Raw genomic sequence first — 21,808 nt, forward strand, 5'->3', positions numbered from 1 at the left:
AGGGCCATCGCGCCCGCCAGTCTTGCGAGTATTCAGTCCATGTTTCTTTCCGTGACCTTGGCGACCGACCCCATGCTTTCGACGAATGGGCGGCAGCGCTAGGCCGCGCCGGTCATGTGGGTGCTGCTCGGCATAGCGGTGATCGTCGCGGGCTTCGTCCTGCGCTTTCATCCGCTGCTCGTCATCCTTGCCTCGGCGGCGGTCACGGGTATCGCAGCGGGGCTTGATCCGCTTGCCATCCTCGCTGCCTTCGGCAAGGCGTTCAACGATGCGCGCTATGTCAGCATCATCTGGATCGTGCTGCCCGTGGTCGGCCTGCTGGAAGCGAACGGGTTGCAGGAGCGGGCGCGCGGCCTGATCGCCCGGATGCGCGGCGCGACCGTCGGGCAGTTCCTCGCCTTCTACATGGCTCTGCGTCAGGGGCTGTCGGCGGTCGGCCTGACGTCGGTGGCGGGCCATCCCCAGACGGTGCGGCCGCTGGTCGCGCCCATCGCGGAGGCGGCGGCGGAAGCGCAGGCGGGCGGGCTGAACGAGCAGGAGCGCGAGGAAGTGAAGGCCTGGGCGGCGGCGACCGACAATATCGGTCTTTTCTTCGGCGAGGATATCTTCCTCGCCATCGGTTCGATCCTGCTGATCAAGGGTCTGCTGGAGCAATATGGCATCATGCTGGAGCCGCTCCAGCTGTCGGTCTGGGCGATCCCGACCGCGATCGCGGCCTTCCTGATCCATGGGTTCCGTCTCTGGCGGCTCGACCGGCGGCTGAAACGGCGGCGGGCGGAGACGCAGCCATGATCACACTGCACTGGGTCTATGCGGTGGCTGGCGCCATGTTCGCGGCCTTCGCCCTGCTTGGCGCGCGCGACCGTACCCATCCGCGACGCTGGATGAACGCCGCCTTCTGGGGACTGCTGGCGCTCAGCATGTGGGCGGGCGACCGGCTGGGCGATGTTGGCAACGGTGTGCTGGTGCTGGGCCTGATCGGCATCGGCGCGCTGGGCGGCCTCAGCCGGGGCGATGGCGTGGTGCCGGCGGAGATACGGCAGGCGCGCGCCGACCGGTTCGGCAACCGCCTGTTCGCCATCGCGCTCATCATCCCGGCGACGGCTCTGATCGGCACCTTCCTCTTCAAGCTGGCGCCGGGCTGGTTCGACGGCAAGCAGGCGACGCTGATCGCGCTCGCGCTGGGCGTCATCATCGCCATGACGGTGGGCTGCCTGTGGCTGCGCGCCGGGGCACAGGTGCCGTTGCAGCAGGGACGGCGGCTGATGGACTGCATCGGCTGGGCCGCGATCCTGCCGCAGATGCTCGCCAGCCTGGGTGCGGTGTTCGCGCTCGCGGGCGTGGGGGAAGCAGTCGGCGGCATCGTGCAGCAGGCGATCCCGCAGGGCAGCCTGATCGGCGCCGTCATCGCCTATGGCGTCGGCATGGCGCTCTTCACCATCGTCATGGGCAATGCCTTCGCCGCCTTTCCGGTGATGACCGCGGCGATCGGCATCCCGCTGCTGATCCGCACTTACCATGGCGATCCGGCGATCATCTGCGCCATTGGGATGCTGGCGGGCTTTTGCGGCACGCTGATGACGCCTATGGCGGCCAACTTCAACCTTGTCCCCGCCGCCCTGCTGGAACTGAAGGACCAGCATGGCGTCATCAAGCGGCAGGTCGGCACCGCGCTGCCGCTGCTGATCGTCAACATTCTCCTCATCTACTGGCTGGCTTTCCCATGAACCTCCTGACCCAAGACATTGCCGGCCGCTTCGCGACGCTGACCCTGTCGCATCTCGGCAAGCGCTATCCCTTCAAGATGGATCTGGTGCTGAACGGGCCGGAAGATGCGCGCGCACCGGCCGATCATCATCCGATCTTCCATGGCAGTTTCGACTGGCACAGCTGCGTCCATGGCTGGTGGCAGGTGATGCGGCTGATGCGCCTGTTCCCCGACCTGCCCGAAGCCGCTGCGATCCGCGCCCGCGCCGACGCCATGCTGGTGCCGGACAAGGTGGCGGGCGAGCGCGCCTATCTCGCCCGTCCGATGAGCGCCGGGTTCGAACGACCTTATGGCTGGGCCTGGCTGCTCGCCCTGCATCAGGAACTGGCGCTGCATGACGCGCCCTGGGCGGCGGCGCTGGAGCCGCTGGCCGCCGATTTCGCCGCGCGCTTCCACGCTTTCCTGCCCAAGCTCACCTATCCGCTGCGCGTCGGCACCCATTTCAACATCGCCTTCGCGCTGGTGCTGGCGCTGGGCTGGGCGCGGGAGCGCGACCCTGCGCTCGTCGCGCTGATCCGCGACCGGGCGCTGGACTGGTTCGGCAAGGACCGCGCCTGCCAGGCCTGGGAGCCGGGCGGTGACGAGTTTCTGTCTCCTGCCCTATGCGAGGCGCTGCTGATGAGCCGCCTGCTGGAACCGACGGATTTCGCGATATGGTTCCACGCTTTCCTGCCGAACCTTGCCGAGGGCGAGCCGGAGACGCTGTTCACCCCCGCGACCGTATCCGACCGAAGCGACGGCAAGATCGCGCATCTCGACGGCCTCAACCTCAGCCGCGCCTGGTGCTGGCGCGCGATCGCGTCCGCGCTGGGGGAAGGGGATCCCGTCTTCGCGTGCGCGCAGGACGCCGCCCGCGTCCATATCGACGCCAGCCTGCCTCATGTCGCGGGCGATTATATGGGCGAACATTGGCTGGCGACCTTCGCCCTGCTCGCGCTGGAGTGACGGTTCAGGCGCTGACAGCGTGGACGAACATATAGCCTTCGTTACGGATGGTGCGGATCACCGGCCCCTTGAGGCCGGAGGCGGCGAGCTTGCGGCGCAGGCGGCAGAGCTGGACGTCGATCGACCGGTCGAAATGCTCGCTCGTCCGGCCATGAACCTCGTCCAGCAATTGCGCGCGATCCAGCACCTGGCGCGGATGCTCGATGAAGACGCGCAGCAGCTGAAACTCGCCGTCGGACAACAGTACGGCGGTACCGGCGGGGTCGAACAGCTGTCCGGTCTGGAGGTCGACGCGCCAGCCGGCGAAGCGCGCCGCGCTGGCGGGTGCGAGGCTGGCTTGCGGCTCCGCCCGTCCGCGCAGCGCCGTACGGATGCGGGCCAGCAGTTCGCGCGGATGGGCGGGTTTGCTTAGGCAATCGTCGGCACCCATTTCCAGCGCCGCGATCCGCGTCGTTTCGGTGCAGGCGACCGAATGGAGGATCACCGGCAGGCCATGATCGGCCACCAGTTCGCGCAGCAGCGCGCCGCCATTGTCCGCATCGACCAGCGGATCGAGCACCACCAGCGCATAGTCATGCTGCGCCATCATGGTCCGCATCGATCCGGCCGTCGGTGCGCCATCGGCGAAAAAGCCATAACGGCCGAACAGGTCGGCCAGCAGGGCGGTCAGCGGAGCATCGTCATCGACGATGAGCAGGCGTTTGTGGGGAGCGATCATCGCCTCAATGACGCTGCCGCCAGCGCACAACCGTCCCCGACCGATCGCTTTGCGTTTGCCAGCGAAGCCGCGCGGCGAGCATCGCTTCGGACGGCGCATAATGGGCACGCAGTCGGGCGGCCAGCCGCCCGTCCATCAGGTCGTCGGTGCGCAGCGACCGTCCGAAGCGGCCCGACGCGTTCGCTCGACGCAGCAGGCGGCGGCTCAGCCGATACCAGCCGGGAATATGGATCAGCCAGCTCTTGTCGGCGACGGCGCGACGGGTGAACAGGTTCATGCCCCGTGCCAGCCACAGCAATGACCGGCTGAGCGAAGGATTGCGCGTATCGAAGTCGAGCTGCGACAGGTCGATCTCCAGCCCGAAACGCGCGGCGAAGGCGGAAGCGAAACCACGCGGATCGGTGCGGAAATCCTCATAGCGAAAGACATGGACGCTGTCCGGACCGAACAGCATGTCATAATGGGCGATCAGCCGGTGATAGTCGAAATGCTCCAGCCGGAAACCCGGCGCCTCGTCGCGCTCGGGGGCGACGGGGCTGAGTCGATCACGGCCGAACAGATAGCGATTGAGGCCGAACGTGCCGCCCCCCTTCACATATTGCAGCCAGGCCGCGCCGATGGCGGACACCGGATCGCGCACGAAGATCACGATGTCGGCATCGGGCAGCGCCGCATGCAGGCGATGGGCGACATCCTTGGACAGCGCGCCGGCCAGCCCGCCATTATGCAGCCCGCCGGTCAGATTCTCCTCGCACAAAATCGCCCGATTCCGATCCTGTCCCAATATATGCCGTGCTTCGGCCGGGTCGAAATGCAGTGCGCCCGGCGCCAGGAAAGCAGCGCGGGTGGTCCTGCGCGGCAGGTAGTTGCGATTGCGGACGGCCGGATAGAAGACATGCTGGAACCAGGTCGTGCCGGTCTTGTGATAGCCGATATGGACGATCGCCCCCATGTCAGGCGGCCTGCGGCAGGGCGGTGGTGGGCAGCGCGTCGCCCGCTTCCTCCAGGCAGAGCCGGACATGCCGGTCCCAGGAGAGGTTGGCTTGCGCCCAGGCCCGTGCGCGATCGCCGATCCGGCGGCACAAGGCGGGGTCGCGCACCAGCAGTTCGACCGTACCGCGGATCGCGTCCACCGACCGGCCATCGACGATGAAGCCGGTGACGCCGTCGCGCACCAGTTCGGCCGGGCCGCCATCCTGCCCGACGATGCAGACCATGCCCCGTGCCATGGCGTCGGCGATCGACAGGCCGAATCCTTCGATCTCCGCGCCATCCTCCAGCGCGATTTGCGGATGGAGGAAGATGTCGGACCGGGCATGGTGCAGCGCCAGTTCCGCTTCGGAGACATAGCCCGCCATGATGATCCGGTCGGACAGGTCCGCCTCGCGAATCACCTCGCGAACGCGGACGCTGTCGACGCCGCGCCCGACGATGACATGGCGCAGCCCTTCGTCACGCCGCGCACCGGGAATCACCGCGCGGACGGCGGCAGGGATATTCTTGCGCGCCACCAGACGGCAGACGGTCAGCAATTGCGGGCTGCCCTGTCCCTGCGCGAAAGGTGTCGGCGCGCGCTGGTCCGGCATCACCACCCCGTTCCAGGCCGTGACGGCGCGGGCATCCAGATGCGGCAGGCGATCAAGCAGCAGGTTGCGCGTCACGTCGCTGACGGCGACGACCCGATGCGCCCGGCCCAAGGTCAGCCGCAGCAACAGGAAGGCCAGCCCGCGCGGCCGTCCGACTTCACGACCATGGACGGTTACGACCAGCGGCCGGCGAAAGAACAGCGCCGGCAGCGCCGCACGCCAGGTGCAGGCATGGATCAGGTCGGGTCGATCCCCGACGATCCAGGCGCGCAGCATCGCCCGGAACAGCCGCCAATAGACGGTCAGCATCGCCGCCGCGCCGACATCGACCAGCATCACGCCGCCTTCCTGCACCCGGCGCGGCCCGGCGGATGATTTGGCGAAAATGGTGACGCGTCGCTCCTGGGCTGCATAGGCGCGGCCGACCTCGCGCGCATAGGTCTGCACACCGCCCTCATCGGGATCGTAGACGCGGGCGACGAGCCAGACATGCGACGGCCAGATGTGGGTTGGGGAATCAGGCATGAGGCAGGGGTTCCAGTCGGGTGAGGGCCGCCATCGGCTGGACGGCGGCGGCGGGGCGGCTGCGGTGGAGATAGGCGGCCAGCGCGCGCGCCGCGCGGACGGAGGCCGGCTGGGCGCCCATATCGAAGGTGTGGGCGACGCCGCGGCGTTGCGCCGCTTCATAGGCGGCATGGCTGGCGATCGCCGCCTCCGCCTCGTCGACGATGTGCGCGGCGCTTTCCAGCACCGGACCGTAGCGCCAATGGCCATAGCTCGGATCGTGATGCCAGTCGGCGCGATGGCCGTTCAGGAACAGGCAGGGTCGGGGCCGCGCCAGATATTCGTATATCTGGCTGCTGACGTCGCCCAGATAGAGGTCGGCCATATGGACGTAGCGCATGTCGACGCTCGCCCGGCTGCCCAGGTCGACATGGACATGAGGCAATGCGGCAAAGGGTGCCAGCAGCCGCTCCATCTCTGCCCGTCGGCGACGATGATCGAACAGGCGGATATGCGGCGCGACGATCAGGTTGAAGCGATCGTCGGCGGCAAAACGCGCGATCACGTCTCGCCCCATGCCCGGCCAGGACGATAGCGTCGGCGAGAAATGGGGGTTGTAGAGGACCACCGGCCGGGCGTTGGGAAACAGCCGCTGCCGCCCCGTCCCCTGCGTCAGGTCGAACTTGGAATAGCCGGTGATGGCATAATGACCCTCGCGGATCAGCCCTTCGTCCAGCATTCGCCGCCGCTGCTTGTCGCCGGCGAGCAGGACATAGTCGAACTGCGCGACGCGCCGGTCATAGCCGACCGCCCGATCGCCCGCACCATGGCAGGTATGGATGAAGCGCGTGTCGTTGAGACCAAGGCGCTTGAGCAGCAGCGAGGTCCGCTCCGGCACCACGATCGCATCATAGGCGGCAAGCCGCCGCCGCGCCGCGATCAGCACCGGCAGCTTGGGCGGCGTCGTTCCGCCTGCGAGCCGCGCCAACGTCTCCAGCCAGCGCCCGCCACAGCGCAGGAAGCGGATCGGCCCGGCGCCGCGTGCCGCCACGATATCGCGGGCCAGCGCCAGATGCTCGTCCGTGGCAGCCATCAGGTCTACTGCAAAGGCCGGGTCGCGCGACAGCTCGATCGCGACCGGCAGCGCGTGCAGCAGCTGGTGAATCTGGGCGTTGAAGAAGAAGCAGAGCCGTTGCGGCGCGGGCGCGCCGAAGGCCAGCGGGGTCTCGTCGCGTTGGACGAACCAGGCGCCTCCCATATTGTCCTCCATTCGTACAGACCCGATGGAGGCGGGATGGCGCCTTATTGTCGCGAGGGAATTTCACGATGCGTCGGCTCGTTGCAGCGCCTGCAACAATGGTGACATGCGGGGCGACGTTACAGCGCCGCCCCGCGCGGGGATCAGTCGCGCAGCAGTTCGTTGATGCCGGTCTTGGACCGGGTCTGCGCATCGACGCGCTTGACGATCACGGCGCAATAGAGGCTGGGACCGGGCGTGCCGTCGGGCAGCGGCTTGCCGGGTAGCGATCCGGGAACGACGACCGAATAGGGCGGCACTTCGCCGATGAAGACCTCGCCGGTGGCGCGGTCGACGATCTTGGTCGACATGCCGATGAACACGCCCATCGACAGCACCGACCCCTTGCCGATCCGCACGCCTTCCACGACTTCGGAACGGGCGCCGATGAAGCAGTCGTCCTCGATGATGACCGGGTCTGCCTGCAAAGGTTCCAGTACGCCGCCGATGCCGACGCCGCCCGACAGATGGACATTCTTGCCGATCTGGGCGCAGCTGCCGACCGTCACCCAGGTGTCGACCATCGTGCCTTCATCGACGAAGGCGCCGATGTTGACGAAGCTCGGCATCAGGATGACATTCTTGGCGATATGGCTGCCGGCGCGGGCGAAGCTGCCCGGCACCGCGCGGAAGCCGGCGGCGCGGAAGGCGGCCTCGTCCCAGCCGGCGAACTTGCTCGGCACCTTGTCCCACCAGTGGCCCGCGCCCGGACCATTGTCGATCATGACATTGTCGTTGAGGCGGAAGGACAGCAGAACGGCCTTCTTAGCCCACTGGTTGACCTGCCAGGAGCCTTTGCCCTCGGCGCTGGTCGGCTCGGCGACGCGCAGTTCGCCCTTGTCGAGCAGCGCCAGCGCCTTGTCGACCGCCTGGCGGACGTCGCCCTGGGTCTGGAGATTGACGTTGGCGCGGTCTTCCCACGCGGCGTCGATGGTGGCGATCAGGTCTTGGCTCATGGTTCAGTCCCCAATGATGTCGGCCAGGAATGGCGTCAGATGGTCGGTTTCGAAATCGATGAAATCGGGATGATGGTCATGGTCGCCCGCTTCGGACCCGTTATTGACCCAGATGGTGGTCATGCCGATCGCCTTGGCAGGGCGCAGGTTGCGGGCCATGTCCTCGAAAAAGGCGGCGCGGGTCGGATCGATGCTGTGCACGCGACACAGTTCGGCATAGCCCGACGGATCGGGCTTGGGCACATATTGGCAGGCGTGGATGTCGTGGATCAGCTCGAACGCGCCGGTCAGGCCCAGCCTGTCGAGCACGCGCCCGGCATAGGCGGCATCGCCATTGGTGAAGATCAGGCGGCGGCCCGGCAGCGCGGCGATACGAGTGTTGAGGTCGTGGTCGACTTCCAGCCGATCCATCGAAATATCATGGACATAGTCGAGGAACGCGCGCGGCTCGATGCCATGATGGTGCATCAGGCCCGACAGGGTCGTGCCATGCTCCATGAAATAGCGCTTCTGCGTCTGGCGCGCGATCGCCGGATCGCATCCCAGCAGCGCCTGGATATATTCGCCCATCTTCACGTCGATCAGCGCGAACAGGTCCGCCTTCGCCGGATAGAGCGTATTGTCCAGATCGAAGATCCAGGTGTCGACATGGGCCATATCCGCGCGCATGGCCGCGCCCTAATCCCGTGCGGCGGGGAGGGCAAGCCACAAGCCTTCTCCCCCGGTGGGAAAGGATAAGGAGCCTTGCCGGCGCAGCCGGTTAGGCGGAGTTGGAAGAGGGGAAGGAGAAGCGCGTGGCTCGCCCCCTCTCCGGCTGCGACTAGGCGGCAAAGCCGCCAAGTCTCGCGGCCCCCTCCTCCTTGGGGGAGAGGGCTTTCAGCCGCAGCCCGGCTGTTCCGAATCCTGGTAGAAGGCCTGCACCGCCGCCCAGCCTTCCTCGGCCGTCTCGACCCAGGTCAGCAGGTTGAGGTCAGTCGGCGAAATCACGCCTTCGTCGGCCAGCGCCTCGAAATCGACGACGCGGGTCCAGAACTCCTTGCCGTACAGCAAAATCGGAATCGGCTTCATCTTGCCGGTCTGGATCAATGTCAGCAGTTCGAACATCTCGTCGAACGTGCCGAAACCACCGGGAAACACCGCCAATGCGCGGGCGCGCAGCAGGAAATGCATCTTGCGCAGTGCGAAATAGTGGAACTGGAAGCTCAGCTCCGGTGTGACGAAGCGGTTGGGAGCCTGCTCGTGCGGCAGGACGATGTTCATGCCGATGGTGGTCTGGCCGACATCCTCCGCACCGCGATTGGCCGCTTCCATGATCGACGGGCCGCCGCCCGAGCAGACCACGAAGTGGCGGCATCCAGCCGCATTCACAGGATATTCGGCCGCGATCCGCGCCAGCCTGCGCGCTTCCTCATAATATCGGGCCTTCTTGCCCAGATTCTCGGCGACGCGCTTCTGTTCGGGCGTGGTGGCAGCGTCGATCCGCGCCTGCACCTGATCCGGTTCGGGAATGCGGGCGGACCCGTAGAACACGAAGGTCGATTCGATCTTCGCCTCGTCCATCAGCAATTGGGGCTTTAGCAATTCCAGCTGAAAGCGGACCGGCCGCAAATCCTCGCGCAGCAGGAATTCATTGTCCTGGAATGCCAGCTTGTAGGCTGCGCTCTGCGTCTGCGGCGTATCCAGCTGTTTTCGGGCGTCATGGGCCTCTTCGCGGGCCGGACGGAATTTGCGTTCTTCAATTTCTTTTCTTGTCATTTGCACCAACTTAGTGCGCAGCGGTGACAAATCCAAGTCTGATTAGCCGGGAAAGCAAAGCCTCACCCGTTCGCTTCGAGCGAAGTCGAGAAGCGGATAGCGCCACGCCTGCGTTTAGCTTTGCTGAACTCGGCTGTGCCTCGTTTCTCGATTTCGCTCGAAACGAACGAAGATATGGCATTAACGACAAAAGCCGCCGCGTTCCTGTCTGCGCTCAGCGGCAAAAGCCGCCCGCGTTACTGTTTGCGCTCAGCGGCAAAAGCCGCCCGCGTTACTGTTTGCGCTTAGCGGCAAAAGCCGCCGCGCCCACCCATGTCGAAATGGAAATGATCATGGTGCGCGGCATTATAGTCGGGGCTGAGGACGGTGTTGAACCGCTTGCAGGCGCTGGCGTGGATCAGGCTCAGAAACTGGCGGGTCTGCTTGTCGCCGTTCCAATCCTTCTGGATGCTGATTCGCCGACCGTCCGACAGGACGAAGGCGGATACGTCGATCGCATTGCTGTGCGCATGTTCGCTCAGCTTCGCGCTGCCCGCGATCGGCCGGCAGTTATAGGTGCCGAACGTCTCGATCTTCTCGATCTCCGCGCCCAGCACCAGCCGCGCTGCGGGCTGCACGCCATAACGCGCCCAGGCGGCGAAATTGGCGGCAAGGTTGCAGGTCATCGCGCCCAGCCCGCTGGCCGGCACGCCGATGTCGAGCAGCTTGACGCTGCCGATCGCGCTGCACCCACCGCCGAAATTCTGGTCGGGCAGGGGGGTGAAGGATACCGCCTGCGATTGCAGCTTCGCGAAACATTGCCGTGTTTCCATCGCGGGCTGGGCGGGTGCGCGGACCGGCTTCGGCGCGCGCACGACCTTGCCGCGCGGCACCAGATCGCCGCTGCATCCTGCCAATGTCATCGTGCCCGCCAGCAATATGGCCCATGCCATACCGCGCAGCGCGCCCTTAGCCCGCTCTTCCATGAATCGACCATTTACCACCGCAAGGAAGACCGTGGGTTAACGGCGCGCACCATTCGTCGCATTCCGACATTCGGCTTGACTCTTTCCCCGATCTCTTTAGGGCGGCCGACGGGCCACGCGGTCCCAACGCCGCGCGTGCTCTCTGTAAGGAGAAGCATTACATGACTGATTTGACTGCCGTTGACGCCACCCTTGCGCCTGCCGCAAAGCCTGAAGCCCGTCCGGCCCGCCCCTTTTTCTCTTCCGGTCCCTGCGCCAAGCCTCCGGGCTGGGATGCCGCCAAGCTGGCCACGGAGTCGCTCGGCCGCTCGCACCGCGCCAAGATCGGCAAGACCCGCCTCGCCTACAGCATCGACCTGATGCGCGAGCTGCTGAACCTGCCCGATACCCACCGCATCGGCATCGTGCCGGGTTCCGACACCGGCGCCTTCGAAATGGCGATGTGGACCATGCTGGGCGCCCGCCCGGTCACGACGCTGGCCTGGGAAAGCTTCGGCGAAGGCTGGGTGACGGACGCTGCCAAGCAGCTGAAGCTCGACCCCACCGTCATCCGCGCCGACTATGGCCAGCTGCCCGACCTGACGCAGGTCGATTTCAGCAACGACGTGCTCTTCACCTGGAACGGCACCACCTCGGGCGTGCGCGTGCCGAACGCCGACTGGATCCCGGCCGACCGTGAAGGCCTGACCTTTGCCGACGCCACCAGCGCGGTCTTCGCCTATGAGATCGACTGGACCAAGATCGACGTCGCGACCTTCTCCTGGCAGAAGGTGCTGGGCGGCGAGGGCGGTCATGGCGTGCTGATCCTCGGCCGCCGTGCTGTCGAGCGCCTTGAAACCCACACCCCTGCATGGCCGCTGCCGAAGGTTTTCCGCCTGATGGCGAAGGGCAAGCTGGCCGAAGGCGTGTTCAAGGGCGAAACCATCAACACGCCGTCGATGCTGGCCGTCGAGGACGCGATTTTCGCGCTGGAATGGGGCAAGTCGCTCGGCGGCCTCAATGGCCTGATCGCCCGCAGCAACGCCAATGCCGCCGCGCTGAACAGGATCGTCGAGGAACGCGACTGGCTCGGCCACCTCGCGACCGACGCAGCCTCGCGCTCCACCACCAGCGTCTGCCTGACGGTGGAAGGTGCGGACGAAGCCTTCATCAAGGCCTTCGCCGCCCTGCTGGAAAAGGAAGGCGCGGCCTATGACGTCGCGGGCTATCGCGACGCCCCGGCCGGCCTGCGCATCTGGTGCGGCGCGACCGTCGAAACGGCGGATATCGAAGCGCTCGGTCCGTGGCTCGACTGGGCCTATGCCCAGATTTCGGCTTCGGCCAAGGCTGCCTAACCTCTCTTCTCTTCACCGTCATTCCGGCGAACGCCGGAATCCAGAGTCTCAAGCGCTACGTTCAGCCGCTCTGGATCCTGACTTTAGTCAGGATGACGGGTGTATTTCCCAAAGGAAACTCAGATGCCCAAAGTCCTTATTTCCGACAAGATGGACCCCCGCGCCGCCGCGATCTTCCGCGAGCGTGGCGTCGAAGTCGACGAAATCACCGGCAAGACCCCCGAGGAACTGATCGCCATCATCGGCGACTATGACGGCCTCGCCATCCGCAGCTCGACCAAGGTGACGAAGGCGATCCTCGACGCCGCGACCAACCTCAAGGTCATCGGCCGCGCCGGCATCGGCGTCGACAATGTCGACATCCCCTACGCCTCGGCCAAGGGCGTGATCGTCATGAACACGCCGTTCGGCAACTCCATCACCACCGCCGAACATGCCATCGCGCTGATGTTCGCGCTGGCTCGCCAGCTGCCCGAAGCCAACGCCCAGACCCAGCAGGGCCTGTGGCCCAAGAACGGCTTCATGGGCGTGGAAGTCACCGGCAAGGTGCTGGGCCTGATCGGCGCGGGCAATATCGGTTCGATCGTCGCCAGCCGCGCGCTCGGCCTCAAGATGAAGGTCGTCGCCTTCGACCCCTTCCTGACCCCGGAACGCGCGGTCGAAATGGGCGTGGAAAAGGCCGACCTCGACACGCTGCTGGCGAAGGCCGACTTCATCACGCTGCACACGCCGCTGACCGACCAGACCCGCAACATCCTGTCGAAGGAAAATCTGGCCAAGACCAAGAAGGGCGTACGCATCGTCAACTGCGCGCGTGGCGGCCTGATCGACGAGGCGGCTCTGAAGGAAGCGCTGGATTCGGGTCAGGTCGCTGGCGCCGCGCTCGACGTGTTCCAGACCGAACCGGCCAAGGAATCGCCGCTGTTCGGCACGCCCAACTTCATCTGCACCCCGCATCTGGGCGCATCTACCGACGAAGCGCAGGTGAACGTCGCGCTTCAGGTCGCCGAACAGCTCAGCGACTATCTCCTCGACGGCGGCATCACCAATGCGCTGAACGTGCCGTCGCTCAGCGCCGAGGAAGCGCCGAAGCTCAAGCCCTATATGGCGCTGGCTGAAAAGCTGGGTTCGCTGGTCGGCCAGCTCGAAGGCGACGCCATCACCGGCGTCGCGGTCGAGGTCGAGGGCCATGCCGCCGAACTCAACCAGAAGCCGATCACCGCTGCGGTGCTGGCTGGCCTGATGCGCGTCTATTCGGACACGGTGAACATGGTCAATGCGCCCTTCCTGGCGAAGGAACGCGGTCTCGACGTGCGTGAAGTCCGCCACGACCGCGAAGGCGACTATCAGACCCTCGTCCGCGTCACCGTCACCACCGCGAATGGTGACAAGTCGGTCGCCGGCACGCTGTTCGGCCATGCCCAGCCGCGTCTGGTCGAACTGTTCGGCATCAAGGTCGAAGCCGATCTCGACGGCCAGATGCTCTACATCGTCAACCAGGACGCGCCGGGCTTCATCGGTCGCCTGGGCTCGACGCTGGGTGAGGCGCAAGTCAATATCGGCACCTTCCACCTCGGCCGTCGCGACCAGGGCGGCGAAGCCGTGCTGCTGCTGTCGGTCGACGGCACCGTGGCCGAAGGCCTGCGTGCCGATCTGGGCCAGCTCACCGGCGTGAAGACGGTGAAGCTGCTGCGCTTCGCATAAGCTCTGAAAGCCCTCCCCCCTCGGGGGGAGGGTTGGGAGAGGGGGAGCAACCATGCGTGTTGATCCGACGCTTAAGGAGCGCGCAAGGCATATGCGCGCAAACCCTACTTCCGCTGAACAACGACTCTGGCTGGCGTTACGCGCCAATCGCTTGGAAAATCAGCAGTTCACACGTCAGACGATTATCTCCCCCCTATATCGTAGACTTCGCCTCCAAGGCTGCACGTCTCGTTATTGAAATAGATGGGGATACACATTCCGCCGAAGATCGCTATGACGCCCGTCGTACAGAATTTCTGGAATCGCTGGGCTATCGTGTGATCCGTTTTGGCAATCCTGATGTGATAGAGAATATCGAGGGCGTGCTGAGCATGATTGCGCAGGCCTTGCGCGAGTCTCCCTCTCCCCAACCCTCCCCCAAAGGGGGAGGGAGTAAAAGGTGCCTGCCATGATCCCGCCAAGCCTCCTCCCGGAGGGCTTATCCGACCGCCTGCCGCCGCAGGCCGAAGCCTCCGCGCGCCTGGCGCGCCGCGTGCTGGATACGGTCGCGACGCATGGCTATGAACGGGTCATGCCGCCGCTGGCGGAGTTCGAGGATACGCTGACCCAGCGCCTCAAGTCGATGCGCGCGCAGGATCTGGTCCGCGCCGTCGATCCCGTCTCGCAGCGCAGCCTTGCCTTCCGCCCGGACATGACCGCGCAGGTCGGCCGCATCGCCGCCACCCGCCTGCGCGCCGCGCCGCGCCCGCTGCGCCTCTCCTATGCCGGCCCGGTGATCCGCCAGAAGGCGAGCCAGCTCCGCCCCGAGCGCGAGAAGATGCAGCTCGGCGCCGAACTGATCGGCAGCGACAGCACCGCCGCAGCCGTCGAGATCGTCAATATCGCGATCGAGGCGTTGCAGGCCGCCGGCGTCACCGGCATCACCATCGACTTCACCCTGCCCGACCTGATCGACATGCTGGCCGCCGGCCCGCTGCCGCTCGCGTCCAATGATGTGGAAGCGGTGCGCGCCGAACTGGACGCCAAGGATGCCGGCGCGCTGACTGCGATCGGTCCGCAGGCGGTCGCCTATCTGCCGCTGATCGAGGCGACCGGCCCCTTCCACGCCGCGATGGAGCGGCTGGAGGCGTTCAGCGCCAGCATCGGCGGCGCGATCGACAGCCGCATCGCCGGCCTGCGCGCCATCGCGAAGCCCATCGGCTGGGACATCACCCTGACGCTCGATCCGACCGAGCGGCACGGCTTCGAATTCCAGAACTGGTTCGGCTTCTCCATCTTCGCCGAAGGCTTCATCGGCGAGATCGGTCGCGGCGGCAGCTATGCCATCGCCCGCGCCGACGGCGCCGACGAGCCGGCCATGGGCTTTTCCCTCTATCCCGATCCACTGATCGACGCGGGTTTCGGCGGCGAAGCGCCCCGGCGCCTCTTCCTGCCGCTTGGCGCCGATGCCGCCCGCGCCGCCGAATTGCGCGCGGAGGGCTGGCACACGGTTGCGGCGCTGGCCGAGGGTGAGGACGGTGCGGCCCAGCGTTGCTCGCACTGGCTCGACGGCAGCGAACCGCGCGCTTACTGATCCCGCATCAGCCCTCGGCCAGTCGGCGGCGGATCGCGGGCACCGTGGCGCAGGCGGGCGTTCCGTCCTTGCCGGTGCCGTTCACCACGATCTCGATGACGCCCCGCGTCTCGATCGCGCGCGCCAGCAGCGCAGCGTCCAGATCATGAATGTCGATCTTCATCCGGCGCGACCATGGCGATGATGGATCGCCGGCAGATTGTCCGATGCGGATATAGATGAAGCGCCGCACCTGATCGCCGAAAAATTTCGGCCCCGGCGCGACTCGGATCGGTAGATCGAACAGGAGCGGCTCACCGGCGCGGGAGGCTTTCGGGGCGAGCGGCTGATCGTCCTTCGCCTGAAGGCTGTGGAGCACGCCGACGACCGGCTGCTCGATGATGATCCGCAGTTTGATGTCGGTCTGGTCAGCCTTTGCCATGACTTTTTCTATCGCGCGCGCCCGTTGAAAGCGAGCGGTTCAGCCCAGCAACCGCTTCAGCCAGCCATCCACGATTGCCGTCCCCGAATAATCGGGATCGCCCATCGACCGGTTGATTTCCATATGCCCGCGCAGGCCACGCCCTTCCAGTGCATGGACCTCGGCCGGCGTGCCCGCCGCCTTGAGCGCTGCCGCCAGCGCATTGGACTGCGCCGTCCCGCCCGCCCGGTCGACATGCAGGATCAGGAAGGCGGGGGCATTGGGTTTCCCTGCCTGGAGCGTCGGGGACAGCGCCTTCTGCCGCGCCGGATCGGTGCTAAACGCCTGCTCATAGGTGCCGGCCATGAAGCGCCCGCCATCCTGCATCTGCCGCCCCACATCATAGGCCGCGCCGTCGAGCGGAATGACGCCCTTCACTGCATCGGGCCTCAGCCCGGCCTTCGCAAAATAGCGCATGTCGGTGCCGACGAGCGCCACCAGATGCGCGCCAGCGCTATGCCCCATCAGCACGATCCGCTCGGGATCGAAGCCCAATGTCGCCGCCCGCCCGCGCAGATAGGCTACCGCGTCCGCCACATCCTGCGCCTGCTGCTCGACCGTGGCGTCGGGCACGAGCCGGTAATTGATCGACGCGAAGGCATAGCCCAGCCCGGTAAAATGCTCGACCTTGGCCGCGCCGGTCGCATTGTCCTTGCTTCCGCGCTTCCATCCGCCGCCATGGACGAACAGGACCAGCGGCGGCTTCGCGCCCATGCCGGGCGAGTAGTCCAGCGCCTGAAGCGCATCCTTGCCATAGGCCATGGCCTGCCCGCCGGTCGCACCCTGCTGTCCTTCCGCCTGCCTCGCCCGCCAGCGTTCGCGCAGGCCTTGCGCATCGGCTGCACCCGCCATCGGCAATGCGGAAATCAGGGCGCCTATCAGGGGGGCGGAAAATCGTCGGTGCATCATCTCATCCACTTCCCGGCCATGATCGCGACGCCGCAGATCGTCGTAAACCCGCCGCGCTGTATCAAAGTGTAATCATGCTGCCGCCTTGACGCGCCGCCCACGCACGGCTAACCCGCGCCCCGCACAAGGCGCATGGCGTCTATTCTATCCCACCGGCATGCCGAGTCCCGTCGAAGGGCATGGCCGGTCCGCGCGGCGGGCGGAGGACTGTATCTGTGGCAAATGTGACCGTGATCGGCGCCCAGTGGGGCGACGAAGGCAAGGGCAAGATCGTCGACTGGTTGTCGGAACGCGCCGACGTCGTCGCCCGTTTCCAGGGCGGCCATAATGCCGGCCATACGCTGGTCGTGGGCGAGAAGGTCTACAAGCTGTCGCTGCTGCCGTCGGGCATCGTGCGCGGCACGCTGTCGGTGATCGGCAACGGCGTGGTGCTGGACCCCTGGCACTTCCGCGACGAGGTCGCGAAGCTGAAGGGGCAGGGCGTCGACATTACGCCCGACAATCTCCAGATCGCCGAGACCTGCCCGCTGATCCTGCCCTTCCACCGCGACCTCGACGGCCTGCGCGAGGACGCGTCTGGCGCCGGCAAGATCGGTACCACCCGTCGCGGCATCGGCCCGGCCTATGAGGACAAGGTCGGCCGCCGCGCCATCCGCGTGTGCGACCTCGCCCATCTGGACGATCTCGACCTCCAGATCGATCGCCTGACCGCCCATCATGACGCGCTGCGCGCCGGCTTCGGGGAAGCACCGATCGACCGCGCCCAGCTGATGGCCGACCTGACCGAGATCGCCGCCTTCATCCTGCCCTTCGTCAAGCCCGTCTGGCTGACGCTGAACAAGGCGAAGGCGGCCGGCCAGCGCATCCTGTTCGAGGGCGCGCAGGGCACGCTGCTCGACATCGACCATGGCACCTATCCCTTCGTCACCTCCTCCAACACGGTGGCGGGCACGGCGGCGAGCGGCACCGGCCTTGGCCCCAATGCGGCCGGCTTCGTGCTGGGCATCGTCAAGGCCTACACCACCCGCGTCGGTTCCGGCCCGTTCCCCAGCGAGCAGGAAAACGACATCGGCCAGCGGCTTGGCGAACGTGGCCATGAATTCGGCACCGTCACCGGCCGCAAGCGTCGCTGCGGCTGGTTCGACGCCGTGCTGGTGCGTCAGTCGGTCGCGGTGTCGGGCGTCACCGGCATTGCGCTCACCAAGCTGGACGTGCTGGACGGGTTCGATACGCTGAAGATCTGCGTCGGCTACAAGATCGGCGACCAGACCTTCGATTACCTCCCCGCCCATGCGCAGGATCAGGCGAAAGCGGAGCCGATCTACGAGGATATCGAAGGCTGGCAGGACACGACGGCCGGCGCCCGCAGCTGGGCGGACCTCCCCGCGCAGGCGATCAAATATATCCGCCGCATCGAGGAACTGATCGGCTGCCCGGTCACGCTCGTCTCCACTAGCCCGGAACGCGACGACACCATCCTCGTCCGCGATCCCTTCGCGGATTAAGTTTTTTGAGTTTCAGCTAGGCTGAAACAGATCGGCACCGGCCCGCTCCCCCACCCAGCCACCCATATGATACTGCCGTTGGGTGGCCGGGTGAGGGAGCGGGCCGGTGCGGAGACAAAGGGAAAAATATGGGTGAGCAACGTTTCGAGCGTCACAAGCAGCCCTGGACTCAGGATGAGATTCAGAAGCTGCATACGCTGGCCAAGAAAGGCATGGCCCTGAAAGCCATCGCCAAGGCACTTACCCGCAGCGAGGAATCGACCAAGGCCCGCGCCAAGCAGGATGGGCTGAATATCGCCAAGCTGCGCTAAAACAGGAGAAGGCCGGGCGGGATCGTCCGGCCTTTCGTCATTCGGGCGCGATCCGCTTCACCGTTTGGATCGCCCCGTCTTTCGCATAGGTTAACGGCGCGATCGTGATCGAGCGCCGATGGTCGCCGCCGCCGGGCAGCAGCCTGTCATGGTAGAAGAGCCAGCTCTTCCCGCCCTGCTCGACGATCGCCTGATGATTGGTCGAGATCGGCAGATAGTCGAGGATCACCCCGCGATAGGCGAACGGCCCCATGGGGGACGTCGACGTGCCATAGACGATCTGGCCCGGCCAGCCTGTGGAAAAGCTGAAATAATAAAGCCCGTCATGGGCATGGAGATAGGGCGCCTCGCCATATGTCTTCTTCGCGTCGCCACTCGGCCAGCCGGTGATCGCGACATCCATGATCGGCCCGTCGGTGTGGACCATGTCCGGCTTCAGCCGCACCACCTTGGGCACGCGTGTCCCGAAATAGAGATAGGCCTGCCCGTCCTTGTCCACGAAGACGGCGGGATCGATCGGTTCGGCCCCGGCATTGGCGTCACGCGCCTTGTCGATCAGCGCATCCGTGCGGGCGTCGTGAAATGGTCCCTGCGGCTTGTCCGCAACGGCGACCCCGATCCTGTCGCCGCCGATGGGCGCGTAGAAATAATATTTGCCGTTGCGCTGGGCTGCTTCGGGCGCCCAGGCCTTTGCGTCGGGCCGCGCCCATTTGAACGTCTTCACGTCCAGGAAAGCGCCATCGTCGCGCCACTGCTGCATGTCGGTGGAGGTGTAGAGCCGCCAGCTCGTGCTGTCCCAATAGGTGCCGCTGTTGGAGGCATCATCGGTGGCGTAGAGATACCATCTGCCGTCGAAATGATGCGGCGACGGGTCGCCGTTGAACCTCTGGCTGATTGGCTGCCCGGTGCGATCGCTCCCATTGGCCATCAGCAGGCCTGCCGCCGTCAGCAGCGCCATCCATCGCATCCTCATCGCGTCATTCCCTCTTGTCGATCCGCAGAAGGATTAAGTGCCGCAATGTGAAATGCAATTCTATATATTGCGTTTCTCTGCCAACCGCCGATCGATCCACACCAGCCCAGACCCGGCGATCACGAACCCGATCGCGATCAGCAGCGCATTCACCAGCACCTGTTCCATGCCCAGTTTCGCGACATTGATGAAGGGATAGGCGTAGATGCCCTCCGTCACGCCGCGCAGCAGGGCGTAGGGCAGGTAGAGCGCGGGAAACAGCGCCCAGATGAAGGGATCGCGCCGGCCCAGCCTCCTCTTGGGCGCGAAGGCCAGCCACCAGAGCGGCACCAGCAGCGGCGTCACCTTGTGCAGCAGCATGTCGGCCAGCAAAGCCCCGCCGCTCAGCGACAACAGCCCGCGCAGCAGCAGGCCGTAGATGATCCCGACCAGCAATATCGCCAGCAGCACTCCGCCGATCCAGCGCGGCGTCACCGGCCGTCCCAGCGCCACCGCCGCGAAGGTCAGTGCCACCGCGCCATTGGTCAGGATGGTGAAGAAGCGCAGCAATATCCACAGCGTCCCGGCCACCGACCCGGTCTGGGCGAAGGTCGCCTCATATTGGATGGCCAGTCCCGCCAGCGCCGTCAACGCGACGATCCCGGCGGCAATCCGCGCCATCATGTCCGCGCCGGCTCCTGCCCGTCATGCTCGCCCGCCGATATCACTGTCGCCGCCACCAGATCGCCCGTCACGTTGAGCGCGGTGCGGCACATGTCGAGGAAGCGGTCGACGCCCAGCACCAGCCCGATGCCGGCGGGCGGCACGCCGACCATGCCCAGGATCATCGCTACCACTGGCAGCGACCCGGCCGGCACGCCCGCCGTCCCGACCCCGCCCAATATGCACACCAGCATGACCATCAACTGCTGGCTCAGCGTCAGGTCGACGCCGAAAAATTGCGCGAGGAAGATGACCGTGATCCCCTCGAACATCGCCGTGCCATTCTGGTTGGCGGTCGCGCCGATGGTCAGGACGAAGCGGGCTATGCGGCGCGGCAGGCGCAGATTCTGCTCCGCCACGCGGATGGCGGTGGGCAACGTCGCGTTGGACGAAGCCGTGGCGAAGGCCATGACGCTCGCCTCCTGCACCGCCGCGAAGAAGCGCAGCGGCGACCGCCGCGCCAGCAGGGCGATCAGCAGCGAATAGACGCCGAACATCTGGAGCGCCAATGCCAGCAGCACCACGCCCACATAGGCCGACAGGCGAATGAGCAGATCCCAGCCGAACTGCGCGGCGAGATTGAACATGAAGCAGGCGATGGCGATCGGCGCCAGCCGGATGACGATGCCCATCAGCCGCATCGTCACTTCGAACAGTCCCTCCATCGCGGTCAGCAGCAGCCGCGATTCCTTCGTCTGCACCAGCACCAGCCCGATGCCGAAGAAAAGAGCGAAGACCATCACCGCCAATATGTCATTGTCCGCCATGGCGCGGATGATGTTCTGCGGGATGATGTTCAGCAGCGCCTCCATCCCCGACGGCGTCTCGCCGCTACGATCGATGATCGCCTTCGCACCCTGTCCGGCATCGGCCAGCAGCGCTTGCGCCTGCGCGGGATCGACCCCGGCGCCGGGACGCAGCAGGTTGACCAGCAGCAGGCTCAATGCCACCGCGATGCCCGACACGATCAGTGTGTAGATCAGGGTCCGCAGGCCCACACGGCGCAGCGACCGCATCTCACCCATCTCGGCAATGCCCACGATCAGCGCCGACACCAGCAGCGGAATGACCAGCATGAACAGCAGCCGCAGAAAGACCTGTCCGATCGGCCCGGTGACATAGGTGGTGATGGCATCGACCCAGTGCGCATCCGGCGCGGTCATATAAGCGATCAGGCCCAGCACCAGTCCGGTCAGGAAACCGGCCAGCATCTGCCATTGGAGCGAGAGTGCTGCCTTCTTCTCACCATTCTGGGGTCGGTCGTCGGTCATGGGCCTCTCCCGTTGAACCTCTTTTCAACGACCTGCCATCGCGCAGGTTGCGCGGCGCGCAATATTTCGTTTCGCTATGGCATCAAGGGAGCATTGCCGGGCCATTAGGCGTTGCCCCGTTTCATCATCAGGAGTTTTGCATGATCGTCGATGCCGTTCCCAGCATACGCCGGATCGCATCCGAAATATGGAAGCCGCTCACGGCCCTGTTCGTCTGGGACTGCGCGGTCACGATTGCCTATTATGTCCTGCCCTTCAAGGCGCCCTCGCTGCCGCTCACCATCTTCGGTTCGGCGCTGGCGCTGTTCCTGGGCTTCCGGTCGAACAGCAGCTATCAGCGCTGGTGGGAAGGGCGCGTGCTGTGGGGCGCGATGATCAACGCCTCGCGCAGCCTGTCGCGCGCGGCCCGCAATTTCCTGCCCGATCCGGAGGGCCGCGACCTGAAGCGCGAGATCATCAAGCGCCAGATCGCCTATGTGAACGCGCTGCGCTGCCAGCTGCGCCGCCAACCGATCGGGGAGGATGTGACGGGCTTCCTGCGGGAGGAGGACAAGGGCAAGGCGCTGGCGCGT

At 65.8% G+C, this 21,808-nt stretch carries 24 protein-coding genes; 11 read left to right on the top strand and 13 right to left on the bottom strand.

The window, feature by feature from the left end:
• Positions 1 to 114 precede the first annotated feature (114 nt).
• From VMR39_RS12940 to VMR39_RS12950, 3 genes are read left to right on the top strand one after another with little or no spacing between them, the layout of a single operon-like run.
• Positions 115 to 792, top strand: a complete 678-nt coding sequence (locus VMR39_RS12940) for a DUF969 domain-containing protein (RefSeq protein ID WP_325416409.1) — start codon at positions 115 to 117, stop codon at positions 790 to 792.
• A complete protein-coding gene (locus VMR39_RS12945; protein WP_179044779.1) occupies positions 789 to 1,727 on the top strand; it encodes a DUF979 domain-containing protein in 939 nt (312 codons plus the stop codon). The genes VMR39_RS12940 and VMR39_RS12945 overlap by 4 nt, the downstream gene beginning before the upstream one ends.
• Positions 1,724 to 2,713 (top strand): DUF2891 domain-containing protein, encoded by a 990-nt coding sequence (locus tag VMR39_RS12950; protein ID WP_325416410.1) that lies wholly within the window; start codon positions 1,724 to 1,726, stop codon positions 2,711 to 2,713. The genes VMR39_RS12945 and VMR39_RS12950 overlap by 4 nt, the downstream gene beginning before the upstream one ends.
• A gap of 4 nt (positions 2,714 to 2,717) precedes the next feature.
• Here VMR39_RS12950 and VMR39_RS12955 read toward each other — a convergent pair whose 3' ends face one another.
• From VMR39_RS12955 to VMR39_RS12990, 8 genes are all read right to left on the bottom strand, one after another.
• Positions 2,718 to 3,431, bottom strand: coding sequence for a response regulator transcription factor (locus VMR39_RS12955; protein ID WP_325416411.1), 714 nt, complete (start codon positions 3,429 to 3,431; stop codon positions 2,718 to 2,720).
• 4 nt (positions 3,432 to 3,435) lie between these two features.
• Entirely contained in the window at positions 3,436 to 4,383 is a 948-nt protein-coding gene (locus VMR39_RS12960) for a sulfotransferase (RefSeq protein WP_325416412.1), read from the bottom strand.
• A 1-nt stretch (position 4,384) separates the two neighbouring features.
• The gene (locus VMR39_RS12965; RefSeq protein WP_325416413.1) at positions 4,385 to 5,542 is read right to left on the bottom strand and encodes a glycosyltransferase family 4 protein; all 1,158 of its coding nucleotides are present in this window, start codon (positions 5,540 to 5,542) and stop codon (positions 4,385 to 4,387) included.
• Positions 5,535 to 6,779 carry a glycosyl transferase gene (locus tag VMR39_RS12970; protein ID WP_325416414.1) on the bottom strand — a complete coding sequence of 415 codons (1,245 nt, stop codon included), beginning with the start codon at positions 6,777 to 6,779 and terminating at the stop codon, positions 5,535 to 5,537. Before VMR39_RS12970 ends, VMR39_RS12965 begins: the two co-directional genes overlap by 8 nt.
• A gap of 143 nt (positions 6,780 to 6,922) precedes the next feature.
• A complete protein-coding gene (gene dapD / locus VMR39_RS12975) occupies positions 6,923 to 7,774 on the bottom strand; it encodes a 2,3,4,5-tetrahydropyridine-2,6-dicarboxylate N-succinyltransferase (protein WP_325416415.1) in 852 nt (283 codons plus the stop codon).
• 3 nt (positions 7,775 to 7,777) lie between these two features.
• On the bottom strand, positions 7,778 to 8,443 hold the full coding sequence (locus VMR39_RS12980) for a pyrimidine 5'-nucleotidase (RefSeq protein WP_325416416.1): 666 nt from the start codon (positions 8,441 to 8,443) through the stop codon (positions 7,778 to 7,780).
• Positions 8,444 to 8,650: 207 nt separating this feature from the next.
• The gene (locus tag VMR39_RS12985; protein WP_325416417.1) at positions 8,651 to 9,529 is read right to left on the bottom strand and encodes an LOG family protein; all 879 of its coding nucleotides are present in this window, start codon (positions 9,527 to 9,529) and stop codon (positions 8,651 to 8,653) included.
• Between the two features lie 284 nt (positions 9,530 to 9,813).
• Positions 9,814 to 10,494, bottom strand: a complete 681-nt coding sequence (locus VMR39_RS12990) for an extensin family protein (protein ID WP_414712510.1) — start codon at positions 10,492 to 10,494, stop codon at positions 9,814 to 9,816.
• A gap of 161 nt (positions 10,495 to 10,655) precedes the next feature.
• Between VMR39_RS12990 and VMR39_RS12995 the strand changes: the two genes are divergently transcribed.
• The 5 genes from VMR39_RS12995 to VMR39_RS13015 all read left to right on the top strand — a co-directional run bounded on the left by VMR39_RS12995 (position 10,656) and on the right by VMR39_RS13015 (position 15,105).
• Complete coding sequence (locus VMR39_RS12995; RefSeq protein WP_325416418.1) at positions 10,656 to 11,828, top strand: phosphoserine transaminase; 1,173 nt, start codon at positions 10,656 to 10,658, stop codon at positions 11,826 to 11,828.
• A 123-nt stretch (positions 11,829 to 11,951) separates the two neighbouring features.
• A complete protein-coding gene (serA, locus tag VMR39_RS13000; protein WP_325416419.1) occupies positions 11,952 to 13,532 on the top strand; it encodes a phosphoglycerate dehydrogenase in 1,581 nt (526 codons plus the stop codon).
• Between the two features lie 91 nt (positions 13,533 to 13,623).
• Entirely contained in the window at positions 13,624 to 13,770 is a 147-nt protein-coding gene (locus VMR39_RS13005) for a DUF559 domain-containing protein (protein WP_325416431.1), read from the top strand.
• Between the two features lies 1 nt (position 13,771).
• Positions 13,772 to 13,984 (top strand): endonuclease domain-containing protein, encoded by a 213-nt coding sequence (locus VMR39_RS13010; RefSeq protein WP_325416432.1) that lies wholly within the window; start codon positions 13,772 to 13,774, stop codon positions 13,982 to 13,984.
• On the top strand, positions 13,981 to 15,105 hold the full coding sequence (locus VMR39_RS13015) for an ATP phosphoribosyltransferase regulatory subunit (protein WP_325416420.1): 1,125 nt from the start codon (positions 13,981 to 13,983) through the stop codon (positions 15,103 to 15,105). Before VMR39_RS13010 ends, VMR39_RS13015 begins: the two co-directional genes overlap by 4 nt.
• Before the next feature lie 7 nt (positions 15,106 to 15,112).
• On the opposite strand, the gene VMR39_RS13020 is transcribed toward VMR39_RS13015, so the two are convergent.
• Together VMR39_RS13020 and VMR39_RS13025 are read right to left on the bottom strand one after the other, a co-directional pair.
• Positions 15,113 to 15,526 (bottom strand): DUF5990 family protein, encoded by a 414-nt coding sequence (locus VMR39_RS13020; protein WP_325416421.1) that lies wholly within the window; start codon positions 15,524 to 15,526, stop codon positions 15,113 to 15,115.
• A 39-nt stretch (positions 15,527 to 15,565) separates the two neighbouring features.
• Positions 15,566 to 16,471 carry an alpha/beta hydrolase gene (locus VMR39_RS13025; protein ID WP_325416422.1) on the bottom strand — a complete coding sequence of 302 codons (906 nt, stop codon included), beginning with the start codon at positions 16,469 to 16,471 and terminating at the stop codon, positions 15,566 to 15,568.
• A 218-nt stretch (positions 16,472 to 16,689) separates the two neighbouring features.
• On the opposite strand from VMR39_RS13025, the gene VMR39_RS13030 reads away from it, so the two are divergent.
• Together VMR39_RS13030 and VMR39_RS13035 are read left to right on the top strand one after the other, a co-directional pair.
• Complete coding sequence (locus VMR39_RS13030) at positions 16,690 to 17,979, top strand: adenylosuccinate synthase (protein ID WP_325416423.1); 1,290 nt, start codon at positions 16,690 to 16,692, stop codon at positions 17,977 to 17,979.
• Positions 17,980 to 18,107: 128 nt separating this feature from the next.
• Positions 18,108 to 18,290, top strand: a complete 183-nt coding sequence (locus VMR39_RS13035) for a hypothetical protein (protein ID WP_325416424.1) — start codon at positions 18,108 to 18,110, stop codon at positions 18,288 to 18,290.
• A gap of 37 nt (positions 18,291 to 18,327) precedes the next feature.
• On the opposite strand, the gene VMR39_RS13040 is transcribed toward VMR39_RS13035, so the two are convergent.
• The 3 genes from VMR39_RS13040 to VMR39_RS13050 form a co-directional block, all read right to left on the bottom strand.
• Positions 18,328 to 19,248 (bottom strand): family 43 glycosylhydrolase, encoded by a 921-nt coding sequence (locus VMR39_RS13040; protein WP_325416425.1) that lies wholly within the window; start codon positions 19,246 to 19,248, stop codon positions 18,328 to 18,330.
• Positions 19,249 to 19,323: 75 nt separating this feature from the next.
• Positions 19,324 to 19,926 carry a Pr6Pr family membrane protein gene (locus tag VMR39_RS13045; RefSeq protein WP_325416426.1) on the bottom strand — a complete coding sequence of 201 codons (603 nt, stop codon included), beginning with the start codon at positions 19,924 to 19,926 and terminating at the stop codon, positions 19,324 to 19,326.
• Positions 19,923 to 21,236, bottom strand: a complete 1,314-nt coding sequence (locus tag VMR39_RS13050; protein WP_325416428.1) for a dicarboxylate/amino acid:cation symporter — start codon at positions 21,234 to 21,236, stop codon at positions 19,923 to 19,925. Before VMR39_RS13050 ends, VMR39_RS13045 begins: the two co-directional genes overlap by 4 nt.
• A gap of 140 nt (positions 21,237 to 21,376) precedes the next feature.
• Between VMR39_RS13050 and VMR39_RS13055 the strand changes: the two genes are divergently transcribed.
• Positions 21,377 to 21,808 (top strand): bestrophin family ion channel (locus VMR39_RS13055; protein WP_325416429.1); only part of this gene is annotated, 432 nt, incomplete at its 3' end.

It is taken from the genome of Sphingobium sp., from assembly GCF_035511395.1.
Classification (GTDB): domain Bacteria; phylum Pseudomonadota; class Alphaproteobacteria; order Sphingomonadales; family Sphingomonadaceae; genus Sphingobium.

Bases quoted from the DNA above. Each gene is read 5' to 3' on its own strand.
- VMR39_RS12940 (WP_325416409.1), top strand. From the start codon at position 115: ATGTGGGTGCTGCTCGGCATAGCGGTGATCGTCGCGGGCTTCGTCCTG.
- VMR39_RS12945 (WP_179044779.1), top strand. From the start codon at position 789: ATGATCACACTGCACTGGGTCTATGCGGTGGCTGGCGCCATGTTCGCG.
- VMR39_RS12950 (WP_325416410.1), top strand. From the start codon at position 1,724: ATGAACCTCCTGACCCAAGACATTGCCGGCCGCTTCGCGACGCTGACC.
- VMR39_RS12955 (WP_325416411.1), bottom strand. From the start codon at position 3,431: ATGATCGCTCCCCACAAACGCCTGCTCATCGTCGATGACGATGCTCCG.
- VMR39_RS12960 (WP_325416412.1), bottom strand. From the start codon at position 4,383: ATGGGGGCGATCGTCCATATCGGCTATCACAAGACCGGCACGACCTGG.
- VMR39_RS12965 (WP_325416413.1), bottom strand. From the start codon at position 5,542: ATGCCTGATTCCCCAACCCACATCTGGCCGTCGCATGTCTGGCTCGTC.
- VMR39_RS12970 (WP_325416414.1), bottom strand. From the start codon at position 6,779: ATGGGAGGCGCCTGGTTCGTCCAACGCGACGAGACCCCGCTGGCCTTC.
- dapD (WP_325416415.1), bottom strand. From the start codon at position 7,774: ATGAGCCAAGACCTGATCGCCACCATCGACGCCGCGTGGGAAGACCGC.
- VMR39_RS12980 (WP_325416416.1), bottom strand. From the start codon at position 8,443: ATGCGCGCGGATATGGCCCATGTCGACACCTGGATCTTCGATCTGGAC.
- VMR39_RS12985 (WP_325416417.1), bottom strand. From the start codon at position 9,529: ATGACAAGAAAAGAAATTGAAGAACGCAAATTCCGTCCGGCCCGCGAA.
- VMR39_RS12990 (WP_414712510.1), bottom strand. From the start codon at position 10,494: ATGGAAGAGCGGGCTAAGGGCGCGCTGCGCGGTATGGCATGGGCCATA.
- VMR39_RS12995 (WP_325416418.1), top strand. From the start codon at position 10,656: ATGACTGATTTGACTGCCGTTGACGCCACCCTTGCGCCTGCCGCAAAG.
- serA (WP_325416419.1), top strand. From the start codon at position 11,952: ATGCCCAAAGTCCTTATTTCCGACAAGATGGACCCCCGCGCCGCCGCG.
- VMR39_RS13005 (WP_325416431.1), top strand. From the start codon at position 13,624: ATGCGCGCAAACCCTACTTCCGCTGAACAACGACTCTGGCTGGCGTTA.
- VMR39_RS13015 (WP_325416420.1), top strand. From the start codon at position 13,981: ATGATCCCGCCAAGCCTCCTCCCGGAGGGCTTATCCGACCGCCTGCCG.
- VMR39_RS13020 (WP_325416421.1), bottom strand. From the start codon at position 15,526: ATGGCAAAGGCTGACCAGACCGACATCAAACTGCGGATCATCATCGAG.
- VMR39_RS13025 (WP_325416422.1), bottom strand. From the start codon at position 16,471: ATGCACCGACGATTTTCCGCCCCCCTGATAGGCGCCCTGATTTCCGCA.
- VMR39_RS13035 (WP_325416424.1), top strand. From the start codon at position 18,108: ATGGGTGAGCAACGTTTCGAGCGTCACAAGCAGCCCTGGACTCAGGAT.
- VMR39_RS13040 (WP_325416425.1), bottom strand. From the start codon at position 19,248: ATGGCGCTGCTGACGGCGGCAGGCCTGCTGATGGCCAATGGGAGCGAT.
- VMR39_RS13045 (WP_325416426.1), bottom strand. From the start codon at position 19,926: ATGATGGCGCGGATTGCCGCCGGGATCGTCGCGTTGACGGCGCTGGCG.
- VMR39_RS13050 (WP_325416428.1), bottom strand. From the start codon at position 21,236: ATGACCGACGACCGACCCCAGAATGGTGAGAAGAAGGCAGCACTCTCG.